Annotated in this window: 23 protein-coding genes and 1 other annotated feature; of the genes, 4 read left to right on the top strand and 19 right to left on the bottom strand. The window is 42.8% G+C overall.

The window, feature by feature from the left end; translation table 11 throughout:
• Nucleotides 1-102: 102 nt before the first annotated feature.
• The 8 genes from CFK37_RS08470 to glcP form a co-directional block, all read right to left on the bottom strand.
• Nucleotides 103-1,467, bottom strand: a complete 1,365-nt coding sequence (locus CFK37_RS08470; protein WP_089061454.1) for a carbohydrate ABC transporter substrate-binding protein — start codon at nt 1,465-1,467, stop codon at nt 103-105.
• Between the two features lie 52 nt (nt 1,468-1,519).
• Complete coding sequence (locus CFK37_RS08465) at nt 1,520-2,452, bottom strand: ROK family protein (protein ID WP_089061453.1); 933 nt, start codon at nt 2,450-2,452, stop codon at nt 1,520-1,522.
• Nucleotides 2,453-2,828: 376 nt separating this feature from the next.
• On the bottom strand, nt 2,829-4,130 hold the full coding sequence (gene melA, locus CFK37_RS08460) for an alpha-glucosidase/alpha-galactosidase (RefSeq protein WP_089061452.1): 1,302 nt from the start codon (nt 4,128-4,130) through the stop codon (nt 2,829-2,831).
• Between the two features lie 367 nt (nt 4,131-4,497).
• On the bottom strand, nt 4,498-5,493 hold the full coding sequence (locus CFK37_RS08455) for a Gfo/Idh/MocA family protein (protein ID WP_089061451.1): 996 nt from the start codon (nt 5,491-5,493) through the stop codon (nt 4,498-4,500).
• Nucleotides 5,494-5,677: 184 nt separating this feature from the next.
• Entirely contained in the window at nt 5,678-5,890 is a 213-nt protein-coding gene (locus CFK37_RS08450) for an RpnC/YadD family protein (protein WP_089061450.1), read from the bottom strand.
• Between the two features lie 82 nt (nt 5,891-5,972).
• A complete protein-coding gene (locus tag CFK37_RS08445) occupies nt 5,973-6,158 on the bottom strand; it encodes a hypothetical protein (protein WP_089061449.1) in 186 nt (61 codons plus the stop codon).
• An 85-nt stretch (nt 6,159-6,243) separates the two neighbouring features.
• Complete coding sequence (locus tag CFK37_RS08440) at nt 6,244-7,269, bottom strand: Rpn family recombination-promoting nuclease/putative transposase (protein ID WP_089061448.1); 1,026 nt, start codon at nt 7,267-7,269, stop codon at nt 6,244-6,246.
• Between the two features lie 127 nt (nt 7,270-7,396).
• The gene (glcP, locus tag CFK37_RS08435; RefSeq protein ID WP_089061447.1) at nt 7,397-8,761 is read right to left on the bottom strand and encodes a glucose transporter GlcP; all 1,365 of its coding nucleotides are present in this window, start codon (nt 8,759-8,761) and stop codon (nt 7,397-7,399) included.
• A 165-nt stretch (nt 8,762-8,926) separates the two neighbouring features.
• Here glcP and CFK37_RS08430 point away from each other — a divergent pair, with 165 nt between their 5' ends.
• From CFK37_RS08430 to CFK37_RS08415, 4 genes are read left to right on the top strand one after another with little or no spacing between them, the layout of a single operon-like run.
• Nucleotides 8,927-10,111: a galactokinase gene (locus CFK37_RS08430; protein ID WP_425445376.1), complete on the top strand. Its 1,185-nt coding sequence runs from the start codon at nt 8,927-8,929 to the stop codon at nt 10,109-10,111.
• Nucleotides 10,108-11,109, top strand: a complete 1,002-nt coding sequence (gene galE, locus CFK37_RS08425) for a UDP-glucose 4-epimerase GalE (RefSeq protein WP_089061446.1) — start codon at nt 10,108-10,110, stop codon at nt 11,107-11,109. The genes CFK37_RS08430 and galE overlap by 4 nt, the downstream gene beginning before the upstream one ends.
• Nucleotides 11,106-12,581 carry a UDP-glucose--hexose-1-phosphate uridylyltransferase gene (gene galT / locus CFK37_RS08420; RefSeq protein ID WP_089061445.1) on the top strand — a complete coding sequence of 492 codons (1,476 nt, stop codon included), beginning with the start codon at nt 11,106-11,108 and terminating at the stop codon, nt 12,579-12,581. Before galE ends, galT begins: the two co-directional genes overlap by 4 nt.
• A gap of 12 nt (nt 12,582-12,593) precedes the next feature.
• A complete protein-coding gene (locus tag CFK37_RS08415; protein ID WP_089061444.1) occupies nt 12,594-13,622 on the top strand; it encodes an aldose epimerase family protein in 1,029 nt (342 codons plus the stop codon).
• Nucleotides 13,623-13,874: 252 nt separating this feature from the next.
• On the opposite strand, the gene CFK37_RS08410 is transcribed toward CFK37_RS08415, so the two are convergent.
• The 11 genes from CFK37_RS08410 to sat form a co-directional block, all read right to left on the bottom strand.
• Nucleotides 13,875-15,041 carry an ROK family transcriptional regulator gene (locus tag CFK37_RS08410; RefSeq protein ID WP_089061443.1) on the bottom strand — a complete coding sequence of 389 codons (1,167 nt, stop codon included), beginning with the start codon at nt 15,039-15,041 and terminating at the stop codon, nt 13,875-13,877.
• A gap of 125 nt (nt 15,042-15,166) precedes the next feature.
• Complete coding sequence (locus CFK37_RS08405) at nt 15,167-15,565, bottom strand: nucleotidyltransferase substrate binding protein (protein ID WP_089061442.1); 399 nt, start codon at nt 15,563-15,565, stop codon at nt 15,167-15,169.
• Between the two features lie 57 nt (nt 15,566-15,622).
• On the bottom strand, nt 15,623-16,468 hold the full coding sequence (locus tag CFK37_RS08400; protein ID WP_089061441.1) for an SAM hydrolase/SAM-dependent halogenase family protein: 846 nt from the start codon (nt 16,466-16,468) through the stop codon (nt 15,623-15,625).
• Nucleotides 16,469-16,526: 58 nt separating this feature from the next.
• Nucleotides 16,527-16,787 (bottom strand) — a binding site (T-box leader).
• 131 nt (nt 16,788-16,918) lie between these two features.
• Nucleotides 16,919-17,725, bottom strand: coding sequence for a uroporphyrinogen-III synthase (locus CFK37_RS08395; RefSeq protein ID WP_089061440.1), 807 nt, complete (start codon nt 17,723-17,725; stop codon nt 16,919-16,921).
• A complete protein-coding gene (locus CFK37_RS08390) occupies nt 17,722-18,342 on the bottom strand; it encodes an NAD(P)-binding protein (protein ID WP_089061439.1) in 621 nt (206 codons plus the stop codon). The genes CFK37_RS08395 and CFK37_RS08390 overlap by 4 nt, the downstream gene beginning before the upstream one ends.
• On the bottom strand, nt 18,333-19,091 hold the full coding sequence (locus CFK37_RS08385; protein ID WP_089061438.1) for a sirohydrochlorin chelatase: 759 nt from the start codon (nt 19,089-19,091) through the stop codon (nt 18,333-18,335). The genes CFK37_RS08390 and CFK37_RS08385 overlap by 10 nt, the downstream gene beginning before the upstream one ends.
• A 16-nt stretch (nt 19,092-19,107) precedes the next feature.
• A complete protein-coding gene (gene cobA / locus CFK37_RS08380; protein ID WP_089063579.1) occupies nt 19,108-19,884 on the bottom strand; it encodes a uroporphyrinogen-III C-methyltransferase in 777 nt (258 codons plus the stop codon).
• A 76-nt stretch (nt 19,885-19,960) separates the two neighbouring features.
• Nucleotides 19,961-20,554: an adenylyl-sulfate kinase gene (gene cysC, locus CFK37_RS08375; RefSeq protein ID WP_089061437.1), complete on the bottom strand. Its 594-nt coding sequence runs from the start codon at nt 20,552-20,554 to the stop codon at nt 19,961-19,963.
• 144 nt (nt 20,555-20,698) lie between these two features.
• Nucleotides 20,699-22,438: an assimilatory sulfite reductase (NADPH) hemoprotein subunit gene (cysI, locus tag CFK37_RS08370; RefSeq protein ID WP_089061436.1), complete on the bottom strand. Its 1,740-nt coding sequence runs from the start codon at nt 22,436-22,438 to the stop codon at nt 20,699-20,701.
• Nucleotides 22,439-22,471: 33 nt separating this feature from the next.
• Nucleotides 22,472-24,316 carry an assimilatory sulfite reductase (NADPH) flavoprotein subunit gene (locus tag CFK37_RS08365; RefSeq protein WP_089061435.1) on the bottom strand — a complete coding sequence of 615 codons (1,845 nt, stop codon included), beginning with the start codon at nt 24,314-24,316 and terminating at the stop codon, nt 22,472-22,474.
• A 36-nt stretch (nt 24,317-24,352) separates the two neighbouring features.
• Entirely contained in the window at nt 24,353-25,504 is a 1,152-nt protein-coding gene (gene sat / locus CFK37_RS08360; protein ID WP_089061434.1) for a sulfate adenylyltransferase, read from the bottom strand.
• Between the last annotated feature and the right edge of the window lie 3 nt (nt 25,505-25,507).

Here is a 25,507-nt window from a genome sequence, read left to right as displayed (position 1 = left end):
CACACCTACTTCTATGCCCCTTCTAGAAGGGAATAATTTTTAACCATATGTATGAAAGATAAGCAACCCTAATCAATCAAAAGATTAGGGCGGCTTATTAGGTTATTCCATTTTTTCCTGAACCTCTTTGTATACCCCATACATTTTGTCTGCCCATTCTTGTGTTGTCATTTCACCATTCATAATACTTGCAGCTTGGCTGAATAATACTTCTCTTGGGTTAACATTGACCCCTTTAGGTACAGGTGCGAAGTTTCCAGAGATCGAGTACATGCCAGACTCAACTGCTTTAAATACGTTATAAGACGATTCTGTTAAGTATTCTTTTACCAAATCAGAAGCTCCGTCAATTGCCATTGAAGCCTTTGCCAGTTCACCGTTTAATTTGATACTTTCTTCCGTATACATAAATCGCAAGAACTCTTTGGCAAGTTCAGGATTCTTTGCACCTTTTGGAATATATACCTGTTCAATCGAATTAAGCGCTAAAAGTGGATCCTCTTTATCGAACGTTGGAACGCCAAGGAAACCGAATTCGAATCCATCCTCTCTAGGTGCGTTTTCCATTTCTCCTTCAAACCAGCTGCCATTTGGGATAAACATTGCTTTTCCTTGCATAAAAGCAGTTTGTGATTGTGTATGATCAAGCGCTACTGTTCCATTCATCAATGCATTATCCTTAGAGGCAATTTTGTCGAAAATATCGAGCGCTTTCATAGCAACGTCAGATTTCCAGAACTCCGGATCATAATTTAACATTTGATCCAACGCTTCCTGGCCGCCAAGTGAATATACGGCTGGAATCAGTATTTCTTCTAAGTAACCTGGGCTCGTACCTTGATAGGTGAATAAAGCACGATCATGTTTCTTAGCGGTTTTATTCAAAGCGAAAAATTCATCCCATGTTTTAGGTGTTTCAATGTTATTTTTTTCGAATAATGTTTTGTTGTACCATAAACCCATTACATTATAGTTGTATGGCGCAAGATAAATTTTCCCGTCATCATATGGTGACATATAAACCGATTCCAGTATTCCTGGAAGCACTTTGTCCTTTAATGGGACATCTTCATCCAATGCGTTGCCCTCAAATACATCGGTTAAATCGGTTAGGCCATGCTCCTTAATTAATCCCTGTGTAACACCAGATGGGTCTGTTTGATTCAGATAAACAAAATCTGGTGGATTACCCGCAATAATTTTTGGTCTGATCATTTCCCCAATGTCAGGATTTGCAGTAACTTTAACGGTCGTACCCGGGTACTCTTCCTCAAAGTTCTTGGCAAGCTGTTTCCAGAATTCACCACCATAACCTCCCTGGAAAACGGCCACATTCAGTTCACCTTCTAACTTTCCATCTCCATCACTTTCGGCACTGCCTTCCCCGTCACTTTTATCCGTGCAGCCAGCTAATATCGCTGCTAACACCGCAAGTAACAACATCCATTTACGAACGAATGATTTCATATTAAAAACCTCCCCTTAATAATGTTTAATAGATTAATAGAGCTAAATAACTTCACACCCCCCATGAAGACTTTGAGAGACGGACTGAACATTCCATCCCCCGTAATCCAGCACCAACAATACCGGCATTTTCTTTCAAATGACTTGTCTGCATACGGTTCGTCGCATGCTGCTCCGGGATTAAATAATGCTGTAACTCTTTTCTTACCAAATCCAATAAAAAAGGATTATGATTGATAACTCCTCCACCAAAAACAATTTTGTGAGGATCCAGTAAACATATGACAGAATAAATCCCATGTGCTAACGACTTTACAATCTCGCTCATGGTGGCCAGTGCAGCGGGGTTTCCTTTTCGGTACTCATCGAAGAAATCCTGTATCGTTATATCTGATCGATTAAAGTGTTTTTGTGCTAATCGCTGGATTGCCGGACCTGACGCAGACTGCTCCAACGTTTGAATCCCATTTGGTGCTGTATCTGCTAACACCGGAAACAAACCAACTTCGCCAGCAAATCCAGTCCCCCGCACAAAAGACCCCTCATGAATAATGGAACAAGAAACCCCTGTACTAACCGTTAAGTAAACGAATGTATCTTTATCTAATGTGTTGGACACCTTCCATTCCGCGAAAGCCGCCATATATACATCATTGTCGATTACGATATTTTCTACGGAAAAGTAATCGCGTAATCGCTCAAGAATCGGGAAGTTAGTCCACGGTAAATTGTTTTGGAAGATTGCTATACCATTCTTCCGGTCTACTTTTCCTGGAACACCAACCCCCACCCCCTTCATATCACTAATCTCCAGTGATGAGTTTGCCAATACTATTTCAATGCTTTTCACGACTTGCTTAAACATCTTTTCTCGATCAACCCGATTACTTAATACCTCCGCGCGGTAAAGTATTTTTCCATGCTGATCAATAATTACAGCAGCAACCTTGGTACCACCGATATCCACACCCAATGCGTATGTCACTTGATTCACCTCTTAAACTTCCATTCATGCAGTTCCATAAGAATACGCTTTCAAATTACCTCAAAAAAATTTACTAAATATATTTAATAAAATGTTTACTTGGGATTTATAGTATCATGAGTTTAAAATATTGTCTACAGTAAAATGGTAATTTTCAAAATACAAAACAAGTCTTTGTACCTCTTTTACTCAGTGTCATATCTTGTTTTACATGTATAGAATCTTATAGTCCCCACCTTAATAAAATATTTACTAACTTGTTTCATTGTATGTCAGTTGGCAGATATAAAATTATTACTGTTTGTTAATAGACAAGTTAAAAAAGTCCCATCACCGTGGAAACGATAATAGGACCTTCATTTACTATATTAAATTGTTACTTATATTCAGGCAGCCAATCCCCATGCGCCTCAATCAAGTCATCACACAGAGCAACTATATCATCAATCGACAGCTCCGCTGAGGTATGTGGGTCGAGCATGGCAGCTTGATAGATATGTTCCTTTTTGCTGGTCATCGCAGCTTCAATGGTCAGTAGCTGTGTATTAATATTTGTACGATTTAAAGCCGCCAATTGTTCTGGCAACTCCCCCACATGGGTTGGAGTTACGCCACTAGAATCCACTAGGCAAGGCACCTCAACACATGCTTTTTCCGGCAGGTTGCTAATCAGTCCACCTGTATTCATTACGTTCCCACCAATTTTAATTGGGACGTTTGTTTCCATTGCTTCCATGATATATGAACCATATTCACCTGTCCGGCTATGTGCAAGCTCCTTATTATGAACAAGCTCTTCTCGCATTGCTTTCCATGCTTCGATTTGATTGACACAACGGCGCAGATATTTATCTATTGGAATGTTGAATCGGTCGATTAATTCAGGATATCTTTTCTTGATGAAATATGGGTGGTATTCCGCGTTGTGCTCGGACGACTCTGTGATATAATAGCCAAACCGCTGCATCAGTTCATAGCGAACCATATCGTCATGGATGGTATTCTGCCTTTCTTTTGCTCTCTTTTTGATTTCCGGATACAGATCCTGTCCATTCCGGGTAACCTCAAGTAACCATGCCATGTGATTAATACCAGCAATCTTCCACTGAACATTGTCTGTCGGCATATCCAAATCTTTTAGTAAATGATCGGTACATACTTGGACACTATGGCATAAACCAACCGTTTTTATGCCAGTATAGCGCAGCATCGCCCCGGTAAGTGCAGCCATCGGATTGGTGTAATTTAGAAACCAGGCATCCGGACAAACTTCCTGCATATCTTTGGCAAAGTCCATCATAACTGGAATTGTTCTTAGACTTCTAAACAGCCCGCCAATGCCCACCGTATCAGCAATTGTTTGCCGAAGACCGTATTTCTTCGGTATTTCGAAATCAATAATTGTACTTGGGTCATAGCCCCCGACCTGAATCGCATTAATCACATATTTCGCACCTCTTAACGCCTCTTTACGGTCCGTGTAGGCTACAATATTGCCCGTAGACTTAAGCTTCTTTTTCATGTTTTTCAACATAACCTCTGAGTCCTTTAATCGCTCGTGATCAATATCATATAAAGCAAATTCAAAATCCTGTAAAGTTGGAACCGTCATACAGTCACCTAGGACATTTTTTGCAAAAACCGTGCTGCCCGCACCCAGGAAAGTTATTTTAGACATGCTTCATCCCCCTAATTAGTAGCGATATTGCTATGTTGATAGTAAATCAAATAGCTATTACAATAATCTTATGGGCATCATGCTGCTTTTACAATGATAATTTTGAAAACAGGGCTATCTCATTCGTGCTACATTTTGTTTAAGTTTCATTTAAAGTAAAACTCGCGAAATCTGCCAACTTGGGAAAGAACTACACCAGCTCAGGCCACAGCCACCTCTACTCGGGAGACAGCATCCTCAACTCGGGCGACAGCTATTTTTCCCCCGAGTTTGCAGACCTTTCGCCCCAGTCCGCCACAACCTCACCCAAACCGAAACATAAAAAAAGAAGCCCGACATCATCAAATCGAGCTCCTTCCTAATTAATCTACCCCAACTTCACAAGCCCACCAGTCTCCATCGATTCCACACAGGCATCAATCACACGCATATTACCAAGCGTATTTTCAAAATCATTATGCAGGTGATTTTCACCTTTCAAAATTGCTTCCGATATATGTTCAACCTGATCACGATATTGATCGGTGTTTACTGTTTCTGTGCGACTCACACCCTGTTTTTCAACAATGATTAAGCCGTCACCACCATTTTTGTCTGGCCGGAACGCACGTGGCACCAGGATACGTCCTTCTGTGCCTACCACTTCGTATTCATTGCGGTCCGTTAGGTTAAAGCTTGAATCAAATGTAGCATGCACACCGTCCGGAAATGTTAAATAGGCGTATGCATCCGTATCTACCCCATTATCTTTTATCGCCTGGACCTGAACGGACTCCGGCTCCTGACGAAGAACATTTCGTATCGCGTGGATAGCGTAACAACCTAAATCATACAGGCTACCGCCACCAGCCTGGTATTTCATACGAACATTGCTTTCCGGGTCCTTCATGGGAAAGGAATGTGCTGCCCGCATATAGGAAACGTCACCAATCTCACCTAAATCAATGATTTCCCTTACACGATCATGCTGTGGGTGAAAGTGATACATGAAAGCCTCCATGTAACTAACCCGGTGTTCCTCACATGCCAATTTTATCTCTTCCAATTCCGCCGCATTTACGGTTGCCGGTTTTTCACTTAGAATATGTTTCCCCTTCTTAGCTGCCTTGACCGTCCACTCTTTATGTAAATGATTTGGCAGTGGAATATAAACAGCATCAATTTCCGGATCATCCAATAATTTTTCATAGCTATTATAGGCTTTTTCGATGGAAAATTTATCAGCAACTGCTTCCGCCTTTTTCAGCCCACTGCTGCTCGCGATTGCGGTCACCTCTGCGTTAGCTGCCCGCTGAAATGCCGGAATAAGTTGCTTTTGTGCGATTCCAGCCGTACTCAGAATTCCCCATTGTACGTTAGTCATTTTAGGTGCCTCCTCTTTTTTTCGATTAAATCAAGTATACCTTATAGCCGGGGCAGTCTAAAGAATCCCATACTATATAACTTTCATTAGAAATCATCACGTTTAAATAAAAAATCGTCATATATATGATAAACTTGCTTTATACTTGGTCTTAGTATCCCTGGTTTACCCGGTTAACCTTTACCTACATATTCAGAGGTTTTCTTAACCTAGCTACTTCATCCAGCCCCAATTCTGTTATCTCCGCAATCTGTTCATTTGAAGTATTTTCCTTAATTAACCCTTCCGCCAATTTCTCCATTTCTTTTTTATATCCTATTTCATATCCTTCTTTATATCCCTCTTCCCTTAACTCAGCAAAAACCTCTGCTAATGTTTGCCTATTATCAGCTTTCATTGCCTTACAGCCTCCCTAATATATGGGATTTCATCTTATAATAAAAAACGAAGCTAAAATATTTCCTGTTTCATTCTTAACTTTACATTTGAAGTAACTTTCTCAACTTCACCACTTCATCTAATTCTAATTCCGTGATTTCCATGATTTGTTCATCCGAGTAGTCTTTTTGAATTAATTTTTTAGCAATATTTTTCTCTGTTTCTTTTTTTCCTTTCTCCATCCCTTCTTCCTTCAATTCTGCAAAAATCTCGGCCAGCGTTTGCATTTTCTATTCCATCCCCTTTCATATCTGAAATAGTAACGACCATCGTAAAAAACGAAACCAGTAATAACCAGTTTCGTTCTCTACATTACATTTGAAGTGACTTTCTCAACTTCACTATCTCATCCAGTTCTAATTCTGTTAATTCTAAAACTTGTTCATTCGAGTAATCTTTTTGAATTAACCTACCAGCAAACTCTTTCTCCGCTTCCTTTCTGCCTTTTACAACGCCTTTGACCATGCCTTTCTCCATTCCTTTTTTTATACCTTTCTCCATTCCCTCTTCCTTCAACTCGGCAAAAATCTCAGCTAGTGTTTGCGATGGATTTCTCTTATCAGCAAGCATCTGTTGTGTCGCCTCCTTATCAATAAATGGTGTTAAATCTTCCTTTAGTTTAGTCGTAAGTTCTGCTGGTACTTGAAGTATATTGTCGATAAAATGAAATAAAGCGGATAGATAGGTGCGGGTATGTTCTGGTTGTGTGGATGTCTTTTGTAGAATTTGGATCATCAATTTCCGTTTGAAAGCATAGCGTTTGTTTGCATCATGTTTGGTTTTACCTGCATAAATTCCAGCAGTGACTGCTACCGCAAATGGGTTAGCTGAATCCTCTAATTTTTTTATGTCCTGATTTTGAAATGCATATAGATTGAATGTGTAATTAACTTTCGTACCATAAAACTCATAATGAAAGCGGTTGGAGTTATTGTATTCTTTTGCATCGGTTAAAAGGGCAATCGCATATACCTCACGATTATGTTTATCATAGATTCGATAAAAGTAACGAAACATACGCTTCGCAAAGTCCTTCCCTGCCTTACCTTGCACTTCAATGTGAATCAGAATCCATTTTTCCTGACCACTTTTTAGAAACACTTTTACAAGTTGATCGGCTATAACCCTTCCTTTCTTTTCCTTAATAGGCTTCTTCAGTAATTCTTTATCCAAAAATTCACTGCCCCTCGAAAAATCGATAGCTCCAAATAAATCTTTGGCAAAAAACTGCATAAACTCTTCAAATAATTCCTCAATTAATGCTTTCCAAAGCCCATCATAATCCGGTGTCGTTTCATAATTTGCTGGTCTTTCGAGCACGACTGTATTTGCCTCCATTTTACCACATCCCTCCTGATAGATACATTATCCTATTTACATTTCTATTATAGAACAATCGTTCGAACCAGGCAATTTTTAAATAAGTAAAGAGGCCTGATCTCAAATCAAGCCCCTCCACACTACCTTATACTCCTTTTGCATCTTTCGCTGATGTACGCTCACGCAACTCCGCTTCAATTTCTTCAAGACTGCGACCGCGTGTCTCAGGCAAGAATTTGACAACAAAGATTAGCGCTGCGATACCAATCACGGCAAAGATCAGGAATACCTGTCCAATGCCAAGTGCGCTTGAAACCATTGGGAAAAGCTGTGCAACCAGCAAGCTGCCAATGGATAGTGCAAGTGCAGCAATTCCTGTTGCGGCGCCGCGGGCACGCATTGGGAATAATTCTGGGAGCATAACCCATAATACTGGTCCCCAGGTAAACGCGAAAAAGATGATGAATAATGCTAGACAAGCCACGATGATCCATGCGCCGAAGCTTGAGCTTAGTCCTATCGTCCAGATCAATATGGCTAATAATAGCAATGATGCGACCATACCGATGTTACCGATAATTAATAGCTTTTTACGATCAATTTTATCAATGATCATGAGTGCAAAGATTGTCACGATCACGTTAACTGCACCAATCCCGACTGTACCGAGAATGGAAGTTGCGTCACCAAGTCCGGCTTCACTGAAGATGGTTGGTGCGTAATAAATGATTGCGTTGATCCCTATAATTTGTTGGAATAAGGCAAACACACAACCGATGATGAGCGTTGGGCGCAGCCATGATGATGATAATACATTCCAAGTGCTGTCTGATATTTTATTGATTTCAATCATTTCATGAATTTCTTTATCAACTTGATCCGGCTTTCTGGTTAAACCAAGCACACGGCGAGCCGCTTCTTCGCTCTTGTGTTTCAATAACCATCTTGGACTTTCCGGCATGAAGATAACACCAATCATCAAGATTAATGATGGAACTACCGCAAGTCCAACCATCCAGCGCCAGCCTTCAATCGCTGCGAAGGCATAGTTTACTAGATAGGAAGAAAGGATTCCGATTGTAATCATCAGCTGGTTCAGTGAACTCAAGGAACCACGTGATTCTGTCGGTGCCATTTCGGATAAATACACAGGCACAATCGCAGTGGAGCCACCAACTGCCAATCCGATAATCAACCGTCCGGCTAATAGCATACCCATGTTTGGTGAGAACGCAAGGATCAGTGACCCAATGACAAAGACTACGGCGATACTGAAAACCAATTTCCTCCTGCCGAATTTATCGGAAAGCGGTCCACTGAAACCGGATCCAAAAATTGCCCCAATTAACATCGAGCTAACGACCAATCCTTCGGTGAAGCTTGTTAGTGGAATGTCATCTTTAATAAATAATAGTGCGCCTGAAATAACTCCCATATCGTAACCGTACAGGAGACCCCCTAACGCCCCGAAGAAGAAGATCATTTTCTTATTTACTATCTTATCTTTCATAATCCTTCAACCTTTCCTTTTTTAATTAAAAAACACAAGCAAACGTTTACAAACTTGCTGCTAATTAGTAAACTGTACTTAGTTAATTAAATTAATTATCTAAATGCATTGTAACACATTAGTTAGTGTAACAAAATCCTACAAATTTTGACAGGGGTTGAAATGATGATGGAACCAAATCTCATCCATGAATTTCAAAACGTTTTTCAAACAGACAGCAAACCACACACTTTTTTCGCACCAGGACGGATCAACTTAATCGGTGAGCACACCGACTATAATGGCGGACACGTCTTCCCCGCCTCGATATCATTTGGAACCTATGCGGTTGCGAGGAAGCGCACTGATCAGACACTACGATTCTATTCGATGAATTTTCCAGATTCCGGAATCATCGAATGCAATCTAGCAGACTTGTCCTATAAGAAGGAGCACGATTGGGCAAACTACCCGAAAGGAATGATTCAGTATGTTCGGGAAGCGGCTCACGAAATTGAATCAGGCGTGGATATTTTATTCTACGGGGACATCCCAAACGGAGCCGGCCTCTCTTCGTCTGCTTCCATTGAGATGGCAACTGGGGTACTATTGGAAGGACTATTTGATTTAAACATTGATCGGGTCAAGATGATTCAGCTTGGCCAGCAGGTAGAAAATCAGTACATTGGCGTCAACAGCGGCATAATGGATCAATTCGCGATTGGCATGGGGAAAAAAGATCATGCGATTCTATTAAACTGTGACACATTGGAGCACGCGTATGCGCCGATTTCGTTAGCGGATCATGTCATTATGATTATCAACACCAATAAACAGCGGACGCTTGCCGGCTCTAAATATAATGAGCGTCGCACACAATGTGAGCAAGCACTTGCTGATTTGCAGACCGCATTATCGATCAGAAGTCTCGGCGAATTATCAAAAGAACAATTTGAGCAGCATAAGCACTTGATTAAAGATGATACCAATAGGAAACGCGCAAGACACGCGGTGTTTGAGAACACCCGAACACTAGAGGCGCTTGAAAAGTTACGCCATGATGATCTAGTCAGTTTTGGAAAATTGATGAATGAATCACATCAATCGCTCAAGGACGATTATGAAGTAACAGGCGTTGAACTTGATACCCTCGTACAGGCTGCCTGGGATCAGGATGGTGTGCTTGGAGCACGGATGACCGGTGCCGGATTCGGTGGATGTGCGATTGCCATAGTCGAGAACGGAAGCGTGGAAAAATTTAAAGAAAATGTAAATAAAATCTATCGGGAAACAATCGGCTATGATCCAACGTTTTATACTGCTATGATTGGCGATGGAGCAAAAAAATTACAAAGGAAGTGTTATAGATGAGCGTATTGGTTTTAGGCGGTGCCGGTTATATCGGTTCGCACGCCGTTTATCAGTTAATCGACCAAGGTGACCAGGTCGTTGTGGTTGATAGCCTTGAGACTGGCCATAAGGAAGCAGTTCACCCGGACGCCACGTTTTACCAAGGGGATATTCGCAACATTGACTTTTTACGGGATGTATTTAACCAAGAATCAATTGATGCAGTCGTGCATTTTGCGGCAAATTCCCTTGTTGGCGAGTCGATGGAAGATCCACTTAAATACTTTGACAACAATGTATATGGCACACAGGTTTTATTGCGAGTGATGGTTGAAAATGATGTGAAAAAAATCGTCTTTTCCTCAACCGCCGCAACCTATGGTGAACCAGAAGCTGTTCCAATTACCGAGGAAATGCCGACCAAACCGACCAATGCATACGGGGAAACCAAGCTGACCATGGAAAAAATAATGAAATGGACCGAGCAGGCACATGGTGTGAAGTATGTTTCCTTACGTTATTTCAATGTGGCCGGCGCAAGAGAATCTGCAGAAATCGGTGAAGATCATCGCCCGGAAACACATCTCGTGCCGATTATTTTACAGGCAGCACTTGGCCAGCGCCCTCATATCACGGTTTTCGGTGAGGATTATGATACGGCTGATGGCACATGTATCCGTGATTATGTGCATGTGGAGGACCTGATCAAAGCGCATCTGCTTGCACTTAATTACTTGAACAATGGCGGTGCGAGTGACGTGTTTAACCTTGGCAGTAACCAGGGCTTTTCTGTAAAGGAAATGATTGATACCGCACGAACCGTTACAGGTAAAGAAATACCGGCTAAGAGTGGCGAACGTCGCGCCGGTGATCCGAGCACACTAGTGGCTAGTTCGGAAAAAGCCAAGCGCGTACTTAGCTGGGAGCCAACGCATACTTCCATCACGAAAATTATGGAGGATGCCTGGAATTGGCACTCCACCCATCCAAATGGCTATGAGGGTGGAGATAAATCATGATCTTTGCTGATATTTCGGGACTTGTCAAGAAAGCCATTGAAGCTGAATTAATTGAACCCGGGGATCGGATTTACGCACGGAACCGAGTCCTCAATCTTTTGCAATTGGGATCCTTTCCTGAAGAAGTCGAAACCGTAACGAACGATTCCATTCCCAATTTGCTTGATAAATTGGTGGCTTATGCAATTGAAAATCACGTGATTGACGATGTTTTTGATGATAAAGAAATTCTTACGGCGGATATAATGAATTGTTTTGTGGCGCGTCCATCTGTTGTAAATGCTGTTTTCCAGGAAAAATATGCAGACACGCCCCAAGCTGCAACAGATTATTTTTATAACCTAAGCCAAAACAGCAATTATATCCAGATGAATCGAATTAAGAAAAATATCCATTTCAAGGCGGACAGCGAATACGGTGAACTGGATATCACGATTAATTTATCCAAGCCGGAAAAGGACCCCGAGCAGATTAAGCGGGAACGCGAAATGAAGCAAACAGTCCATTACCCGAAGTGCCTGCTTTGTGTGGAAAACGAAGGATATGCTGGGCGAACTGGCTACCCAGCGCGTGCCAATCACCGGGTTATTCGCGTACCATTGCTTGAGGAAAACTGGTATTTGCAATATTCACCGTATGTTTATTATAACGAACACAGCATTTTGCTTGCTGAAGAACACCGCAACATGAAAATTGATAAAAAGTCTTTTGAGCGATTGCTGACGTTTACTGAAAAGTTCCCGCATTATTTCATTGGGTCCAACGCCGATTTACCAATTGTCGGCGGTTCTATTCTAAGTCATGATCATTATCAAGGTGGTCATTACAAATTCGCGATGACGAATGCTGCTAAGGCATTTTCATTTGATTTGAATGGATATCCTGACGTTTCTGCATCGATCTTGAAGTGGCCGTTATCCGTGGTTCGCCTGAATAGCGAAGACAAAGATACATTGCTACAGGCAGCAGATCATATTTTGCAAACGTGGCGAAATTATACGGATGAAAGTGCCGATGTGCTGGCTTACACAGGTGATACGCCACATAATACGATTACACCAATAGCCAGAATACGGGATGGTGTGTACGAACTGGACCTCGTGTTACGCAACAACCGCACATCTGACGAACATCCGATGGGCATTTTCCATCCGCATGCTGATGTTCATCATATTAAAAAAGAAAATATCGGACTAATCGAAGTAATGGGGCTTGCGGTATTGCCAGCCAGGCTGAAGGATGAGCTTGCTGAAATCAGGAATTTTTTACTCGGTGAACCAAGCGATGTAGCTGACTACCATCAGGATTGGGCAGGCCAGCTGATGAGGGATTATGGTTTACTAGCCGCCGATGAAGCTGAAGCAGTGCTGCAAAAAGAATTGGGAAAGAAATTCGCCAGAGTGCTGGAAGATGCGGGCGTATTTAAAGATAGACGTGCATTCGAGCGCTTTATCGGTGTATTAAACAAGTAGGTGGTTGATAGGATGAACATGGAAATAAAAGATGTGTTAGATAAGTGGAAAGAATTTACACTCACCAATGAGCAAGGAATGTCTGTAAGCATCCTGAATTTTGGTGGAATCATGACAAAGCTGATGGTTCCCGACCGTGAAGGTAATCTGGAAAATGTCGTTCTTGGATATAAGAACTATGCCGATTACGAGTCAAACCCTAATTTTTTCGGCGCCGTAATTGGCCGCGTTGCCGGCCGTATTCAGGATTCATCATTCGAACTTGCTGATCGAAACTATAATGTAGAAGCTAATGAAGGCGATAACCATCTTCATGGCGGGTCAAACGGATTTCATCATGTAGTTTGGGATGCCGCACCCTTTCAAAATACGGACTCGATTGGATTGAAACTCACCCATAGAAGCGCAGATGGTGCTGGTGGATATCCTGGCAATGTGGATATTACGGTTACGTATACACTGAATAATGACAACGAACTTTTGTTAGATTATGCAGCAACAACGGACCAGAATACCCCTTTGACACTCACGAATCACTCTTATTTTAACTTAAGCGGTGATTTAAAGAGTACGGTTCAAAACCATCACGTTACAATGAATAGCGCGGCATTCGTTGAGCTTGATAAAGCACTTATTCCAACCGGAAATGTAACAGATGTTTCAGGTACCACCTTTGATTTTCGGGCTGGCCGCGCCCTTTCGGAAGGCTTTACGGATAAATCGGAACAACATAAGATTGCTGGAAATGGCTATGATCATTACTTTCTTTTTGAAAAGGAAGGAAATGTTGTTGTGGAAGATAAAGGGTCTGGTAGAGTAATGATAATCGAAACCGATCAGCCCGGATTAGTGATGTATACATCCAATGGTTTAGATGAGGGGCTGGAATTAAATGAAGGAAGCTCAAGAAAATATCTTGGTGTGTGTTTTGAAACGCAAGCACCACCGGCTTCCTTACACCATGACGGTTTTCCTGATTTGATTGTGCACCCAGAAGAACCTTATCACAAACGCACCAAATTTTCATTACGAGCGGAATAATGTCGATATTTCCCGGGAAATGATGAAATTAGCCTGGATATGAGAAATGCGCAAGCGCCCGTTTAGAAGCGGACGCATAAGCAAGGGACCGTAGAATGCATGGGTTTAGCGTTCGTAGTGTCCATTGCTTATGACGGCAGCTTCTGGGCGCTGGAGCTAGACATATTTTATCATTCTTATCTTTTAAAAAAGAGCTGAACGGCGTTGTTCAGCTCTTTTTATGGGCTTTTTTATGATGTTGTGGTGAATTATTTACACCGGTGCAAATAATTCAATTAATAATAAGGAAACGGCCCCCAACAAGGTGGAGTCACCGCCTAATTTTGTTACTGCCACTTCCGTTCGCTTTGCATCAGGGGTTAGAGCACGTTGATCAATCGTTTGTTTAATAGCTGGCAGGAGGTATTTTTCGCTTTTCATTACACCGCCGCCCAATACGATTTTCCCCGGATTAACGAGATGAATTAAATTGGTCAGCCCCACTCCAATGATTTTTCCAGTCTCTGTCAGAACATTACTATACGCATGATTACCCGCCTGCGCTCGACAAAATATTTCCTCAGCAGTTAAGTCATCCGGGATATCTCTTATTTCCTGACGTGCCCGTCCAACAATTGCATCACCGGTAGCAAAGGTTTGCAGGCACCCGCGGTTTCCGCATTCGCAAATTTCGCCATTTATATCAATCGTCATATGGCCAAGTTCACCAGCAAGATCCTGTGCACCGTGATAGAGCTTGCCTTTAATTACCACACCTGCACCGACACCACGGCCAAAGTTGACCGCAACCATACTATCTACATCATCATGTCCGCCGAACCAAGACTCTCCTAACGCCATTGTTCGTGCGTCATTCTCAACCTTTACCATTAAGTTGAATTCTTTTTCAAGCTCCACTTTGATCGGTACATTCCGCAGATTCAAGTTTGGAGCAATAAGTGCGGTACCTGTTTCAACGTCTACAACACCATGCATCCCCACGCCAATCCCCATAATGGTATCCGGATTGGCAGCAGATCCTTGCATGATGGTATGTATGTTTTCTTTGATTATCGAAATAAATTGCTCGTTCGTTATTGGTGTTTTAATACTACTTGCGGATTGGTCGAGAACTTTTCCCGATAAGTCAGTCAGGATGCAGGCAATCGACTCTGGACCAGCATCGACCCCAATTACGTGAAATGCATCCCTATTAATCAGCAGCATTGTCGGTTTCCGGCCGCCTTGGGACACACCAAGATTGCTTTCCCGCACAATACCTTGCCCCATCAGCTCCTTCACAATGCTGCTGACGGTCGGCGGGGTCAGCTCTGTCTCTTTGGCAATTTGTGCCCGCGATATCGGTTCCGACTGCCGAATCTTATTTAAAATGATAGATTTGTTCACTGATTTCATTAACTGAAACGTACCACGCTGCATGGAAAATCCCCCTATTTCCGTTCATGGACTTTACCTTCATTATATCATAGTTAATTAAGTTAATTTAGGGATGGTTTAAGGGGGAAAGTTACTAATAGCCGACTTCACACAATCAAAACTTAGCATTATTCCTCCAACAGTTTTTCATACAACGCTGTAAATACAGGCAAATAGGTCTGGATAATTTCCTCCACAAATTCCTTGGCTAATGTTTCGTCATAAGCAGGGGCTATTAAATTGCGCTTTGATAATGCCTCAATCCAAATTTGGCCATCATCAATTAAATCCATTTGATATGCCTGCTTAATGGTATCTCTCGGGCTGTTAACAATAAAACCTTGAGCCTCGATATGCCCTTTCAAAACTTTCCATGATAATTCAATTGTCATTTCAAAAAAGTGAATAATACCCGCTCGCTCTAATTCAGTTTGAAAATCTCCAGCAGCATATTTCTCTAAAAGTTTATAGGATTTCTCAAAGTTTTCAAATCGTTGTCTAATGCAATTATCCTTTGATGGTTCCATCACTATTCCTCCCATAGATACCAATAAATAGAATTGCAAAACAGAACCCGCCTTACTTTACTCCTCAACCCTATGAACATCTATTTTCCAATTAGCCCCTGTTCCAATCTGGTAGGCTTTTGCAAACGAGCCTTGATTGATGGCCACTCCTAACTTGTCCACTGAATTCACGTAAAGCAATGGTTCACCGAGACGACTTTCCGCAAACGAGCGCCCAAAAGTCATGCTGTTTTTATAAAGCTGATGCGTACCATTTGATATGGTGACTTCAAGTGTTTCGCCATATTCAATTCCCTTTTCATGAAACAATTCACGTCCAATATTAGTCCACAGGTTGCCAAATTGAATATCAAGAATATCAATATTGCCCTTAATGACTCCTTCTTCGATATGTGCTTCAGGCTTTGGTAACCCTATTACCGCTTCTACATCAATACGTGGGCCAACCTCTTCAAATGAAATTACATTTGCGGCAAGACGTGCTCCCGTATAGGCATAAACATCCCGGCCATGAAATGTATAGGATTCACCTGATCTTGGCAACCGATTCACTTTTTCATCAATTTCACGTGCATCAACTATTCCGATATGTTTTTTAATATGTGTTAATGTGCCATTGTCGGGTGTCACGATATATTGATTGTCAGTTGTTTTAACAACAATGCTCAAACGATCGGTTCCCACTCCTGGATCAACAACGGAAACAAATACGGTATCTTCCGGCCAGTAAGTAATCGTTTGATATAGTCGGTAGGACGCCTCCCACCTATTGAACTTGGGAATCTCATGTGTCAGATTAAAAATTCGAATGGCGGGATCTACGGAAATTGCTACCCCATACATTGCACTGACCGCCCCATCATTAAGTCCAAAGTCTGTTTGTAATACTAAATTCTTGCTCATGTAAAACCCTCCATTTAAATTAATATTCATTAAAAAACCACGCCCTCACCGAATAAACGGTAAGGACGTGGTTGGTTTAACGTGGTACCACCTTACTTTACTGTATGTTCACACATACAGCCTCATCAAGTACGTTAGTCATAAGACTTATTTATACTGTGGTATTGATAACGAGTACCAAATCTCGTCGGAACCTACTCATCATTCAGCACGAAACTCCGAGGCCATTGTTCAGATTCGTATTCTTGCTTCTTTTCCAGCAACCGAAGCTCTCTGTCAAAAATAGCTGAATCCTACTTTCCCTCATCCAAGTCATTTGAATATTAACGCTATTATACGGAATGCGTTCTGTGATTGCAAGGGGAAATTAATAAAAGGCCACTTAATCTGAAAGTCACATTCAGGGAGCAAACATTGAACCCTGTTCCAACTGGGGCGCCCCCATCCAGCTTACGTTTTGGGAACTACATCCGTTGCAAGATATTCCCGTAATTCAACAACCATTGCGCCCATCCTTGATCTATTTGGTTGAAAAACATACGATATGCCCTTTTGCTCAAGTTCACTTGCAGTTATTTTTCCAACTGCAGCTGCCAGGACTCCATTATTAAAGGAGTCAACAATTTCACCTGCTAGTTCAGTCCCGTTAAAAAGGTTATGTACTTGGGTTTTGCTGGTGAAAATTACTGTATGAAGCGATTTATCTACTATTTCCTTCCTCAATGCGCTTAACGTATTATTATCTGGCGCCTTATATTGGTATGGTTTGGATAAGTAGACAGCGTAACCGGCAGCTTCAAGCGCTTGTTGTAGCGCCGCATCATCTTGGTTATAGGCTTGTAAAAATAGACGTGTTCCGCCCCCAGGCCGCGCGTCAGCAAGTGCGTCCACCAGACTTTCCATCGTGCCATCCCTTGACACGTATGTTGCTGACAAGGAATATTTTTTTGCCCATTTGATTGTTTTACTTCCGCGGATCGCCAGGTTTGTCTTCTCCAGCTGTTGGATGAATTCGGAATGGCGGCCAAGATTATGGGCTGCACTCTCTAATGTTTCAATACCAACGCCAGTAGTTAAAAGCACTACATCAAACGTTGTATCTAATAGCTCTTTTATATCGTTCCCAACAGTGCTTTCATTTAATTGTTGCTTCCCTTGAATAGAAAAAACAACCGGAATACCCCCGCTTTTTTGAACAAGTGCGGCAATCTCATCAGCCTTTCGTGTAGCCGCAATGCCAACTTTCAGACCGATCATTTCATCGTGCTCCTTTCAGATAAGCGTTCGATCATTTGACGCTGTTTACTATTGTTTAAAAAATCCTCGGATAAAACTTCTCTTAGTATCGATTTCTGTTCCGTTTTTACGAGGGTTGAGTGATTAATTAGCTGACGGACTTCACAAAGAAAGTCCACATAATTCCCGTAATCACTGTTATACGTCAATTGAAGTTGCCTTTTTATTTTGGCCGAAAGCATTGGACTTGCTCCATTGGTCGAGATTCCAATCGAAAGTTTCCCCTGCTTAAAGTAGGACGGAAAGTGTACATCCCCCTGGTCAGCGTCTGCCGCAGCATTTAATAAGGAATTAGGGGGAGTAGCCTTGGCGGCCGCTTGGTTGACATCCGGATTGTCAGTCGCAGCTATGACTAAAAAAGCTTCCGCAAGGTCCTCAGTTTCAAAATCCTTTTGCTGCCAGTTCAATAATCCTGTTTCCCAAAGGGAGCGGATCTTTTCGCTAATTTCCGGACTTATGATGGTAATCGAAGCACCACTTTCTAGCAGGGTATTTACCCTACGTTCGGCGACGTGGCCACCACCGATAATCACTACACTTTTTTCAGCTAAGTCAACCATCAATGGTGTCATTGCCATTGGGTAAAACTCCCTTTTTCATCAAAAGATTCATAGACACGTTCTTTCAGCGCCGCTCGCATGGTTGGATGGTTTCCTAGCTGCGTACACAACACAATTTCTTTATTCAGCTTACTAGCCTCCGTTACTTTAGCTTTAATAAAATTCACCAGCACACCGGTAAACCAAAGATAGGGAACGATGAAAACTTGTGAGCACTCCTCCTTTAAAGTGGATTGCAGCGTCTGTTCGAAAGGGGGATTGCAGGCGGCCAGAAAGCAAACATCAACAGAGCTGAAATTTGTTCTTTCTCGCAACTTTTGCCCAATATTTTCAATTACCTTTCTAGTTTGCGGATTACGGCTGCCCCGCCCGACAAGTAATAGTTTAGCATCTGGTTTGGGAGGTACTTTCGTTTCTTTGATTCGTTCCGCCAAAACATCAATGAAGCGATCCTGCATGCCAAGCGGTTCGCCATAGGTAAACGCGATATGGGAATGCTTTGCCTTAGCACGGTTTACTTCTTCCGGGATATCGTTGAAATAATGGCCAGCACTTAACAGAAGGACAGGTACAATGGCAATCCGTGAAGCTCCTCGTGACACCAGCGTGTCAATACCTTGTTCGACGGTTGGATCAGTTAACTCCAAAAAACAAATTTCCTGGAGAGGTACGTCAACCCGCTCTTGCACAGAAGTTATACAGGAAATAGCCTCAGTCGTTGCTGCTGGAATTCGGCTCCCGTGACTTACATATAGAATGCCTTGCATGACTTATCCCCCCTCATCATCCAACAATGGCGTGCTCTTTCATCGTCTCCTCAACTTGAATCTGCTCAAACCACTGCAATTTGTCCCGCAACTGAACGACTTCCCCGATAATAATCATTGATGGATTCTTTAGTTTGCTAGATTTCTCCACGATTGTTTCTAATGTTCCAGTAACCGTTTGCTGGCTCGCTGTAGTACCCCAATGCACAAGGGCAATTGGGGTGTTAGGATCACGACCGTGGCTGATGAGCCGTCCACAAATATCCGGCAGATTTTTAACTCCCATGTAAACACATAAAGTATCGATTCCGTTGGCTAAATGCTCCCAATATTTATCAAGTTCTTCATCACTCTTTGTTACCCCTGATACAAACGCAACGGAAGAGCTGTGGTCCCGATGGGTTATTGGAATGCCTGCATAAGCGGGTGCTGCTGAACCGGAAGTGATTCCCGGAACAATTTCAAAAGGGATCCCTCTTTGCGCCAGCACTTCTGCCTCCTCACCACCCCTGCCAAAGATAAACGGGTCGCCCCCTTTCAACCTTGTGACGACTTTTCCCTCGTTGGCATATTTACAGAGCAAATTGTTGATTTTTTCCTGCGTAAGCGAGTGCTGACCAGGACTTTTCCCACAATAAATCAATTCTGCTTGCTTAGGTGCGTAACGCAGTAGTTCTTCATTGACTAAACGGTCATATAAAATAACGTCTGAATTCTGAATGGTCTTTAACCCTTTTACAGTAATCAGGTCTGGATCGCCTGGACCTGCACCCACCAAATAAGCCTTTCCCATCATTCCACCCCTTCCTTTTATTTTTGACAGTTTCATAGACTAAAAACTACCTTTACACAGCGCTGCCCCCGTTTTTTTAAATCCAGCGTTTTTCTTTTAATAGATTAATGATTTGGTTCGCACAAGCACTTTCGCTAAACTCATTGGAATGTAAAATTAATTCAGGTGACTCTGGTACCTCGTATGGAGAATCTATACCAGTAAATTCCTTGATATCCCCATTCCGCGCTTTTTTGTATAAGCCCTTTGGATCTCGCCTTTCACATGCAGCCAGTGGGCAATCAACGTGAACTTCTAAAAACTCGTCAGGTTGAAGGATTTCGCGAACATGGTCACGGTCAGACTGATAGGGCGAAATAAAAGCCGTAAGAACAATCGCTCCACTATCAGCAAACAGCTTCGCCACTTCGCCAATTCTTCTAATGTTTTCTGTTCGGTCCGCAGCGCGGAATCCAAGCCCGGCATTAAGTCCATGACGAATATTATCCCCATCAAGGATATAGGAATGAACAGCGGCATCGAAGAGTTTCTTGTTTACAAGATTTGCAATGGTAGATTTCCCAGAACCAGAAAGGCCAGTAAGCCATATTACACCACTATGTTGACCATTTTTGGCCCGATAATCTTTTTTGTTAACCGATGTATTGTGCCATACAATATCTGTGCTCACGTCAGATCATCCTTTCGTTACATTATCGTCGGCTTTGTTGATTTAAATGGTTCTCTCCCAAGTTGGCGAGTCACTCCCCCGAGTTCAACCCGTTCTTTACTGGCTTCAGGCTCCACCATTCCAAGCTGAACCCACTTTCTAATTCTATGTTACAAAAATATCACCTTTAGACTTATGAAAATCAAGTCCCGAGTGAACTTCTTCGACATAACCAGCGCGGATTACATAATCACCTAAATGTTCGCCTTCCTGTCTTTCTTTTGCATATTGAAAAAGGACCTTGCGAAGATTTTCCAAGATTTCCTTTTCGCCTATGTTTTCACGGTAAAGACTGTTCAGGCGTTCTCCAGAAAACCCACCGCCCAGATACATATTGTATTTCCCTGGGGCTTTTCCGATAAAGGCAATTTCGGCTAGTGCCGGGCGGGAGCATCCATTCGGACACCCTGACATGCGAATGACGATTTCCTTCTCATGCAGGCCAACTTCATCCAGGATTACCTCGATTTTATCTACTAGCGAAGGGAGATAACGTTCTGATTCCGCCATCGCCAGACCGCATGTTGGAAGAGCTACACAGGCCATGGAATTTCTTCGTAGAGCGGAATAGTGTTTACCTTCCGTGAGTCCATACTTTTCAACTAGCTCAACAATTTCCTGCTTTTTTTCATTAGTCACATTTGCGATGATCAGGTTCTGGTTTGGAGTAAGGCGGAATTCTCCAGTATGGATTTTAGCGATTTCGCGCAGACCTGTCATTAGGAAATAGTTTTCGAAATCCGTGATTCGCCCATTTTGTATGAATAGATTCAGGTGCCATTTACCGTCACCCTCCACCCAACCATAGCGATCCCCATTATGATCAAAGTGGTATGCACGGGCTTCTTCAAGCTCCCATTCCAACCTTTCATTCAGTTCATTTCTAATCCAATCAATTCCCCTTGCATCGACCGTATACTTGAAACGTGCATTCATTCGATCGGAACGATTACCATAATCGCGTTGGATAGTAATTACCGTTTCCGCCACCTCAATAATTTTCTCAACTGGACAAAAACCAATAACGCGGGATATTTGCGGGTAAGTGTCTGTATCACCATGGGTCATCCCCATGCCGCCACCGACTGCCACATTGAATCCCTGCAGTTTCCCATCTTCCAAAATTGCAATAAAACCTAGATCATGGGAATGGATATCCACGTCGTTTGAAGGTGGAACTGCAATGCCAATTTTAAACTTCCTGGGCAAATAAAGATTCCGGTACATAGGCTCAATTTCTTCCGGTTTTCGGCTGTCAGCGACCTTTTCTTTATCAAGCCAGATTTCGTGATAAGCATTTGTTTTTGGCAACAGATGATTACTTAGTTTTGTTGACCATTTGTAAACCTCTTCATGAACAGCTGATTGATATGGGTTCACATTGCACATTACATTCCTGTTTACATCGCCACATGCGGCCAGCGTATCAAGCAATGCACCGTTAATTTCCTGCATGGTTTTCTTTAGGTTCCACTTTAGAATTCCATGCATTTGGAACGTTTGCCTAGTCGTAAGTTTTAGCGTTTGATTACCGTATTTATGAGCAATATCATCCATGACCAGCCATTGTTCCGGTGTCGCAACACCTCCCGGGACCCGTGCGCGAATCATGAATTGGTACGCAGGCTCCAATCGTTGACGCCTGCGCTCATCGCGTAAATCCCGGTCATCCTGCTGGTAACTGCCGTGGAACTTTAATAATTTCGTATCATCATCGGAAATAGCGGCAGTAATCCTGTCTCCAAGGCCTTCTGCAATCGTCCCCCGCAAATAGTCACTTTCCTCTTTAATTCGCTCAAGATCACTTGGTGGCCCATCTTTCTCCGGAATGTTGTTTTTCACCATTTTTAAACTCCTTTCCATTTCACTTCAAGTCAACTAATATACATCTCGTTGATAACGTTTCTGATGACGCATTTCTGTCAGATAGACTTCCGCTTCCTCCTTCGTCATTGCACCTTCTTGTTCAATAATCGTTGTGAGCGTATTATGCACATCATTTGCCATACTTTGCTCGTCTCCGCACACGTAGACACTGGCCCCTTTTTCTAGCCATTGATAGAACTCACGGCTCTTCTCAAGCATCCGGTGCTGTACATACACTTTTTCAGCAGTATCTCGGGAAAAAGCAACATCCAGCTTGGAAAGCACACCTTCCTTAAGCCAGTTCTGCCATTCAACCTGATAAAGAAAGTCGGAAGCAAAGTGCTGCTCTCCGAAAAATAGCCATGTTTTCCCTTCAGCACCAAGCTCCTCCCGTTCTTCCAAAAAGGATCGAAACGGAGCAACGCCCGTACCTGGTCCAATCATGATCACTGGTGCTTGTTGATCGGCGGGAAATTTAAAATTGGGGTTGCGGTGAATGTAAATTGGTAACATTTCCCCGGGCTCCGTTCGTTCCGCACACTGTCCAGAGAAGACACCGGTCCGGTCGCGCCCATGTGCTTCATATCTAACAGTACCAATCGTAAGGTGAACCTCATCCGGATTCGCTTTAAAACTGCTTGAAATTGAGTAAAGCCGAGCGGGTATTTTGCGTAAAATTTGAACAAATTCACTCGCGCTAACCTCCTGAGGCGGGTAATCCTGAATTAAATCAAGCACATCGCGCCCATCCAGGTAAGCCTTTAATTCATCATCCCGTTCTGGCTCCAGAAGCTCAATTAACGCCTCGTTTTCAAATAGCAGTGCCGCTTGCTTAAGCAATGGCTTCGTCAGGATCGTAATCTCAAAATGATAATGCAGGGCATCACGTAATGTTTTAGAATCCCCCTTTTTACTGGCTGGTACAATTTCTTCAGGATTCCAGTTCATTACATCGATGATTTGTTCCACCAATTCAGGATTATTTTCGGGGAAGACCCCAAGACTGTCACCAGGTTCAAATTCGAGATTCGATCCTTCAAGGGATAATTCAAGATGCCGGGTTTCTTTGTTTGACCCCCGCCCATTAAGTTTCCAGTTATCCAGAATCTCAGCTTTAAATGGATTTGTCCGAGAATAGGCCGACTGCTTAATTCCTGCCCCCGCCTCCAGCAGTTCTGTCAGGGGTGTTTCCTCATCAGCAGAACCAGTCTTCTGCGTCTCACGCAAGCTTTCCAAGACTCCCTCCATCCATTCGGCAGCAGGTTCATCGAAGTCCAGGTCACAATCAACCCTTGGATAAAGTCGCTCACCGCCCAGTTCCTCCAGCCGCTTGTCGAGGTCCTTGCCAGTCTGACAGAAAAACTCGTAGGACTGGTCGCCCAAGGACAGTACCGAAAACCGCAGCCCATCTAATTTTGGTGCTTTTCTACTGTTAAGGAATTCATTAAAGGACAGTGCATTATCCGGCGGATCTCCTTCCCCATGGGTCGCTGTCACAATCAGCAAGTCCTCGACCTTCTTTAATCCCTTGGGCTTGAAATCATCCATCGCGGATGTTGCCACTTTTAACCCTTGGGCTACTAACTTCTCAGACAACCCTTCGGCAAGCATTTGTCCATTGCCAGTCTCAGATCCAAAGAGTACCGTCACTTCCCGGGTGGCAGTCTGCCCATCATTTTGTGATGACACTTCCGTTCCCGGGGTGTTTTGCAAAGCAGGATCAACCGTCTCTTGCTTTGGAGCGGCCAGATACCCGCTCAGCCATATTTGCTGCGCCTCGGTTATCGTTGGCAAAAGGCGATTAAGTAACTCTGCTTGTTCTTGACTAAACGGACTATTATTTACTTGTAACTGCAATGACTTCCACCTCACATCGACACACATTTTTTATACTCATCGTACCTGCTCCTCCGTTTTTCTTAGCCCTGCAATGAGCGTTTCAGCCACCTCCGGACGACTAAATGTTTCCGGTGGCTTTTCACCACTTCGCAGCAGCTCACGCACTTTTGTTCCAGATAAAATGACATGCTGATCACTTTCATGTGGGCAGGTCTTATGGGAAACCATCGCCTTACAGGATAAGCAGTAAAAGCTGTGCTCAAAGAACAATGGTGTTATGCCAAGGTCCCCTTCATCATAATGGCTGAATATTTTCTGGGAATCATACGTGCCATAATAATTACCAACACCAGCATGGTCACGTCCGACAATGAAATGCGTGCAGCCAAAGTTTTTACGGACAAGCGCGTGGAAGATTGCTTCTCTTGGCCCCGCATAGCGCATTGCAGCGTTAAAAACGGCTAGCACAACACGGTTAGCAGGATAATAATGTTTCAATAAAACCTGATAGCTTTGCATCCGCACATCACTCGGAATATCATCACTTTTGGTTTCGCCGACAAGGGGATTTAGAAACAGACCATCAACAATTTCAAGTGCCGATTTTTGTATGTGTTCATGCGCTCGATGGACGGGGTTGCGTGTTTGAAAACCAACAACCTTTTTCCAGCCTAACGAATGAAACAATTCTCTTGTTTGCAGTGGGTCAAGATAGAATTTTTCCTCGTGGGCACGACTTGGACGTTCGATCAGCTTGATTTCCCCGGCAACATAATGATCAGGGCGACTAAAAAGTTTTTTAACCCCTGGGTGTTCTGTTTCGGTAGTCAAATAAACGTTCTCGGCCTCTTTTTCTTTATCCGGTTGAAAAACCTCTTCAATTTTGATGACCCCATATGTAATGTCATCTTTCACTAACGCTGCATGATCACCAATATTCAGTGTTCGTGCTTTCTGTTCGCTGACTGGTAATGTGATTGGAATACTCCACGGAGTTCCATCGGCTAACCGCAGCGTTTCGACAACGGAAAGGTAATCCGCTTGATTTAAGAAACCTTTAAGTGGACTATAGGCACCGATCGCAATTAATTCCAAATCACTTAGTGCCATGTTATCTAACTCAATCGTTGCCGAATGAACCGGCAAATCCTCTTTTTCAATGATTTGATTGACGAGTTCCCCTCCATGTGGTTCGATTAATGTCATATT

The organism is Virgibacillus phasianinus (assembly GCF_002216775.1).
Lineage (GTDB): Bacteria > Bacillota > Bacilli > Bacillales > Amphibacillaceae > Virgibacillus_F > Virgibacillus_F phasianinus.
This window is presented reverse-complemented; position numbering and strand designations above follow the sequence as displayed.

Bases quoted from the DNA above. Each gene is read 5' to 3' on its own strand.
- cysI (WP_089061436.1), bottom strand. From the start codon at position 22,438: ATGGTGAAAAACAACATTCCGGAGAAAGATGGGCCACCAAGTGATCTT.
- CFK37_RS08440 (WP_089061448.1), bottom strand. From the start codon at position 7,269: ATGGAGGCAAATACAGTCGTGCTCGAAAGACCAGCAAATTATGAAACG.
- CFK37_RS08455 (WP_089061451.1), bottom strand. From the start codon at position 5,493: ATGACTAACGTACAATGGGGAATTCTGAGTACGGCTGGAATCGCACAA.
- CFK37_RS08415 (WP_089061444.1), top strand. From the start codon at position 12,594: ATGAACATGGAAATAAAAGATGTGTTAGATAAGTGGAAAGAATTTACA.
- CFK37_RS08430 (WP_425445376.1), top strand. From the start codon at position 8,927: ATGATGGAACCAAATCTCATCCATGAATTTCAAAACGTTTTTCAAACA.
- glcP (WP_089061447.1), bottom strand. From the start codon at position 8,761: ATGAAAGATAAGATAGTAAATAAGAAAATGATCTTCTTCTTCGGGGCG.
- CFK37_RS08395 (WP_089061440.1), bottom strand. From the start codon at position 17,725: ATGATCGGTCTGAAAGTTGGCATTGCGGCTACACGAAAGGCTGATGAG.
- galE (WP_089061446.1), top strand. From the start codon at position 10,108: ATGAGCGTATTGGTTTTAGGCGGTGCCGGTTATATCGGTTCGCACGCC.
- galT (WP_089061445.1), top strand. From the start codon at position 11,106: ATGATCTTTGCTGATATTTCGGGACTTGTCAAGAAAGCCATTGAAGCT.
- CFK37_RS08400 (WP_089061441.1), bottom strand. From the start codon at position 16,468: ATGAGCAAGAATTTAGTATTACAAACAGACTTTGGACTTAATGATGGG.
- CFK37_RS08470 (WP_089061454.1), bottom strand. From the start codon at position 1,467: ATGAAATCATTCGTTCGTAAATGGATGTTGTTACTTGCGGTGTTAGCA.
- CFK37_RS08385 (WP_089061438.1), bottom strand. From the start codon at position 19,091: ATGCAAGGCATTCTATATGTAAGTCACGGGAGCCGAATTCCAGCAGCA.
- CFK37_RS08445 (WP_089061449.1), bottom strand. From the start codon at position 6,158: ATGCAAACGCTGGCCGAGATTTTTGCAGAATTGAAGGAAGAAGGGATG.
- CFK37_RS08390 (WP_089061439.1), bottom strand. From the start codon at position 18,342: ATGGCAATGACACCATTGATGGTTGACTTAGCTGAAAAAAGTGTAGTG.
- CFK37_RS08405 (WP_089061442.1), bottom strand. From the start codon at position 15,565: ATGGAACCATCAAAGGATAATTGCATTAGACAACGATTTGAAAACTTT.
- sat (WP_089061434.1), bottom strand. From the start codon at position 25,504: ATGACATTAATCGAACCACATGGAGGGGAACTCGTCAATCAAATCATT.
- CFK37_RS08410 (WP_089061443.1), bottom strand. From the start codon at position 15,041: ATGCAGCGTGGTACGTTTCAGTTAATGAAATCAGTGAACAAATCTATC.
- cobA (WP_089063579.1), bottom strand. From the start codon at position 19,884: ATGGGAAAGGCTTATTTGGTGGGTGCAGGTCCAGGCGATCCAGACCTG.
- CFK37_RS08450 (WP_089061450.1), bottom strand. From the start codon at position 5,890: ATGAAAGCTGATAATAGGCAAACATTAGCAGAGGTTTTTGCTGAGTTA.
- melA (WP_089061452.1), bottom strand. From the start codon at position 4,130: ATGTCTAAAATAACTTTCCTGGGTGCGGGCAGCACGGTTTTTGCAAAA.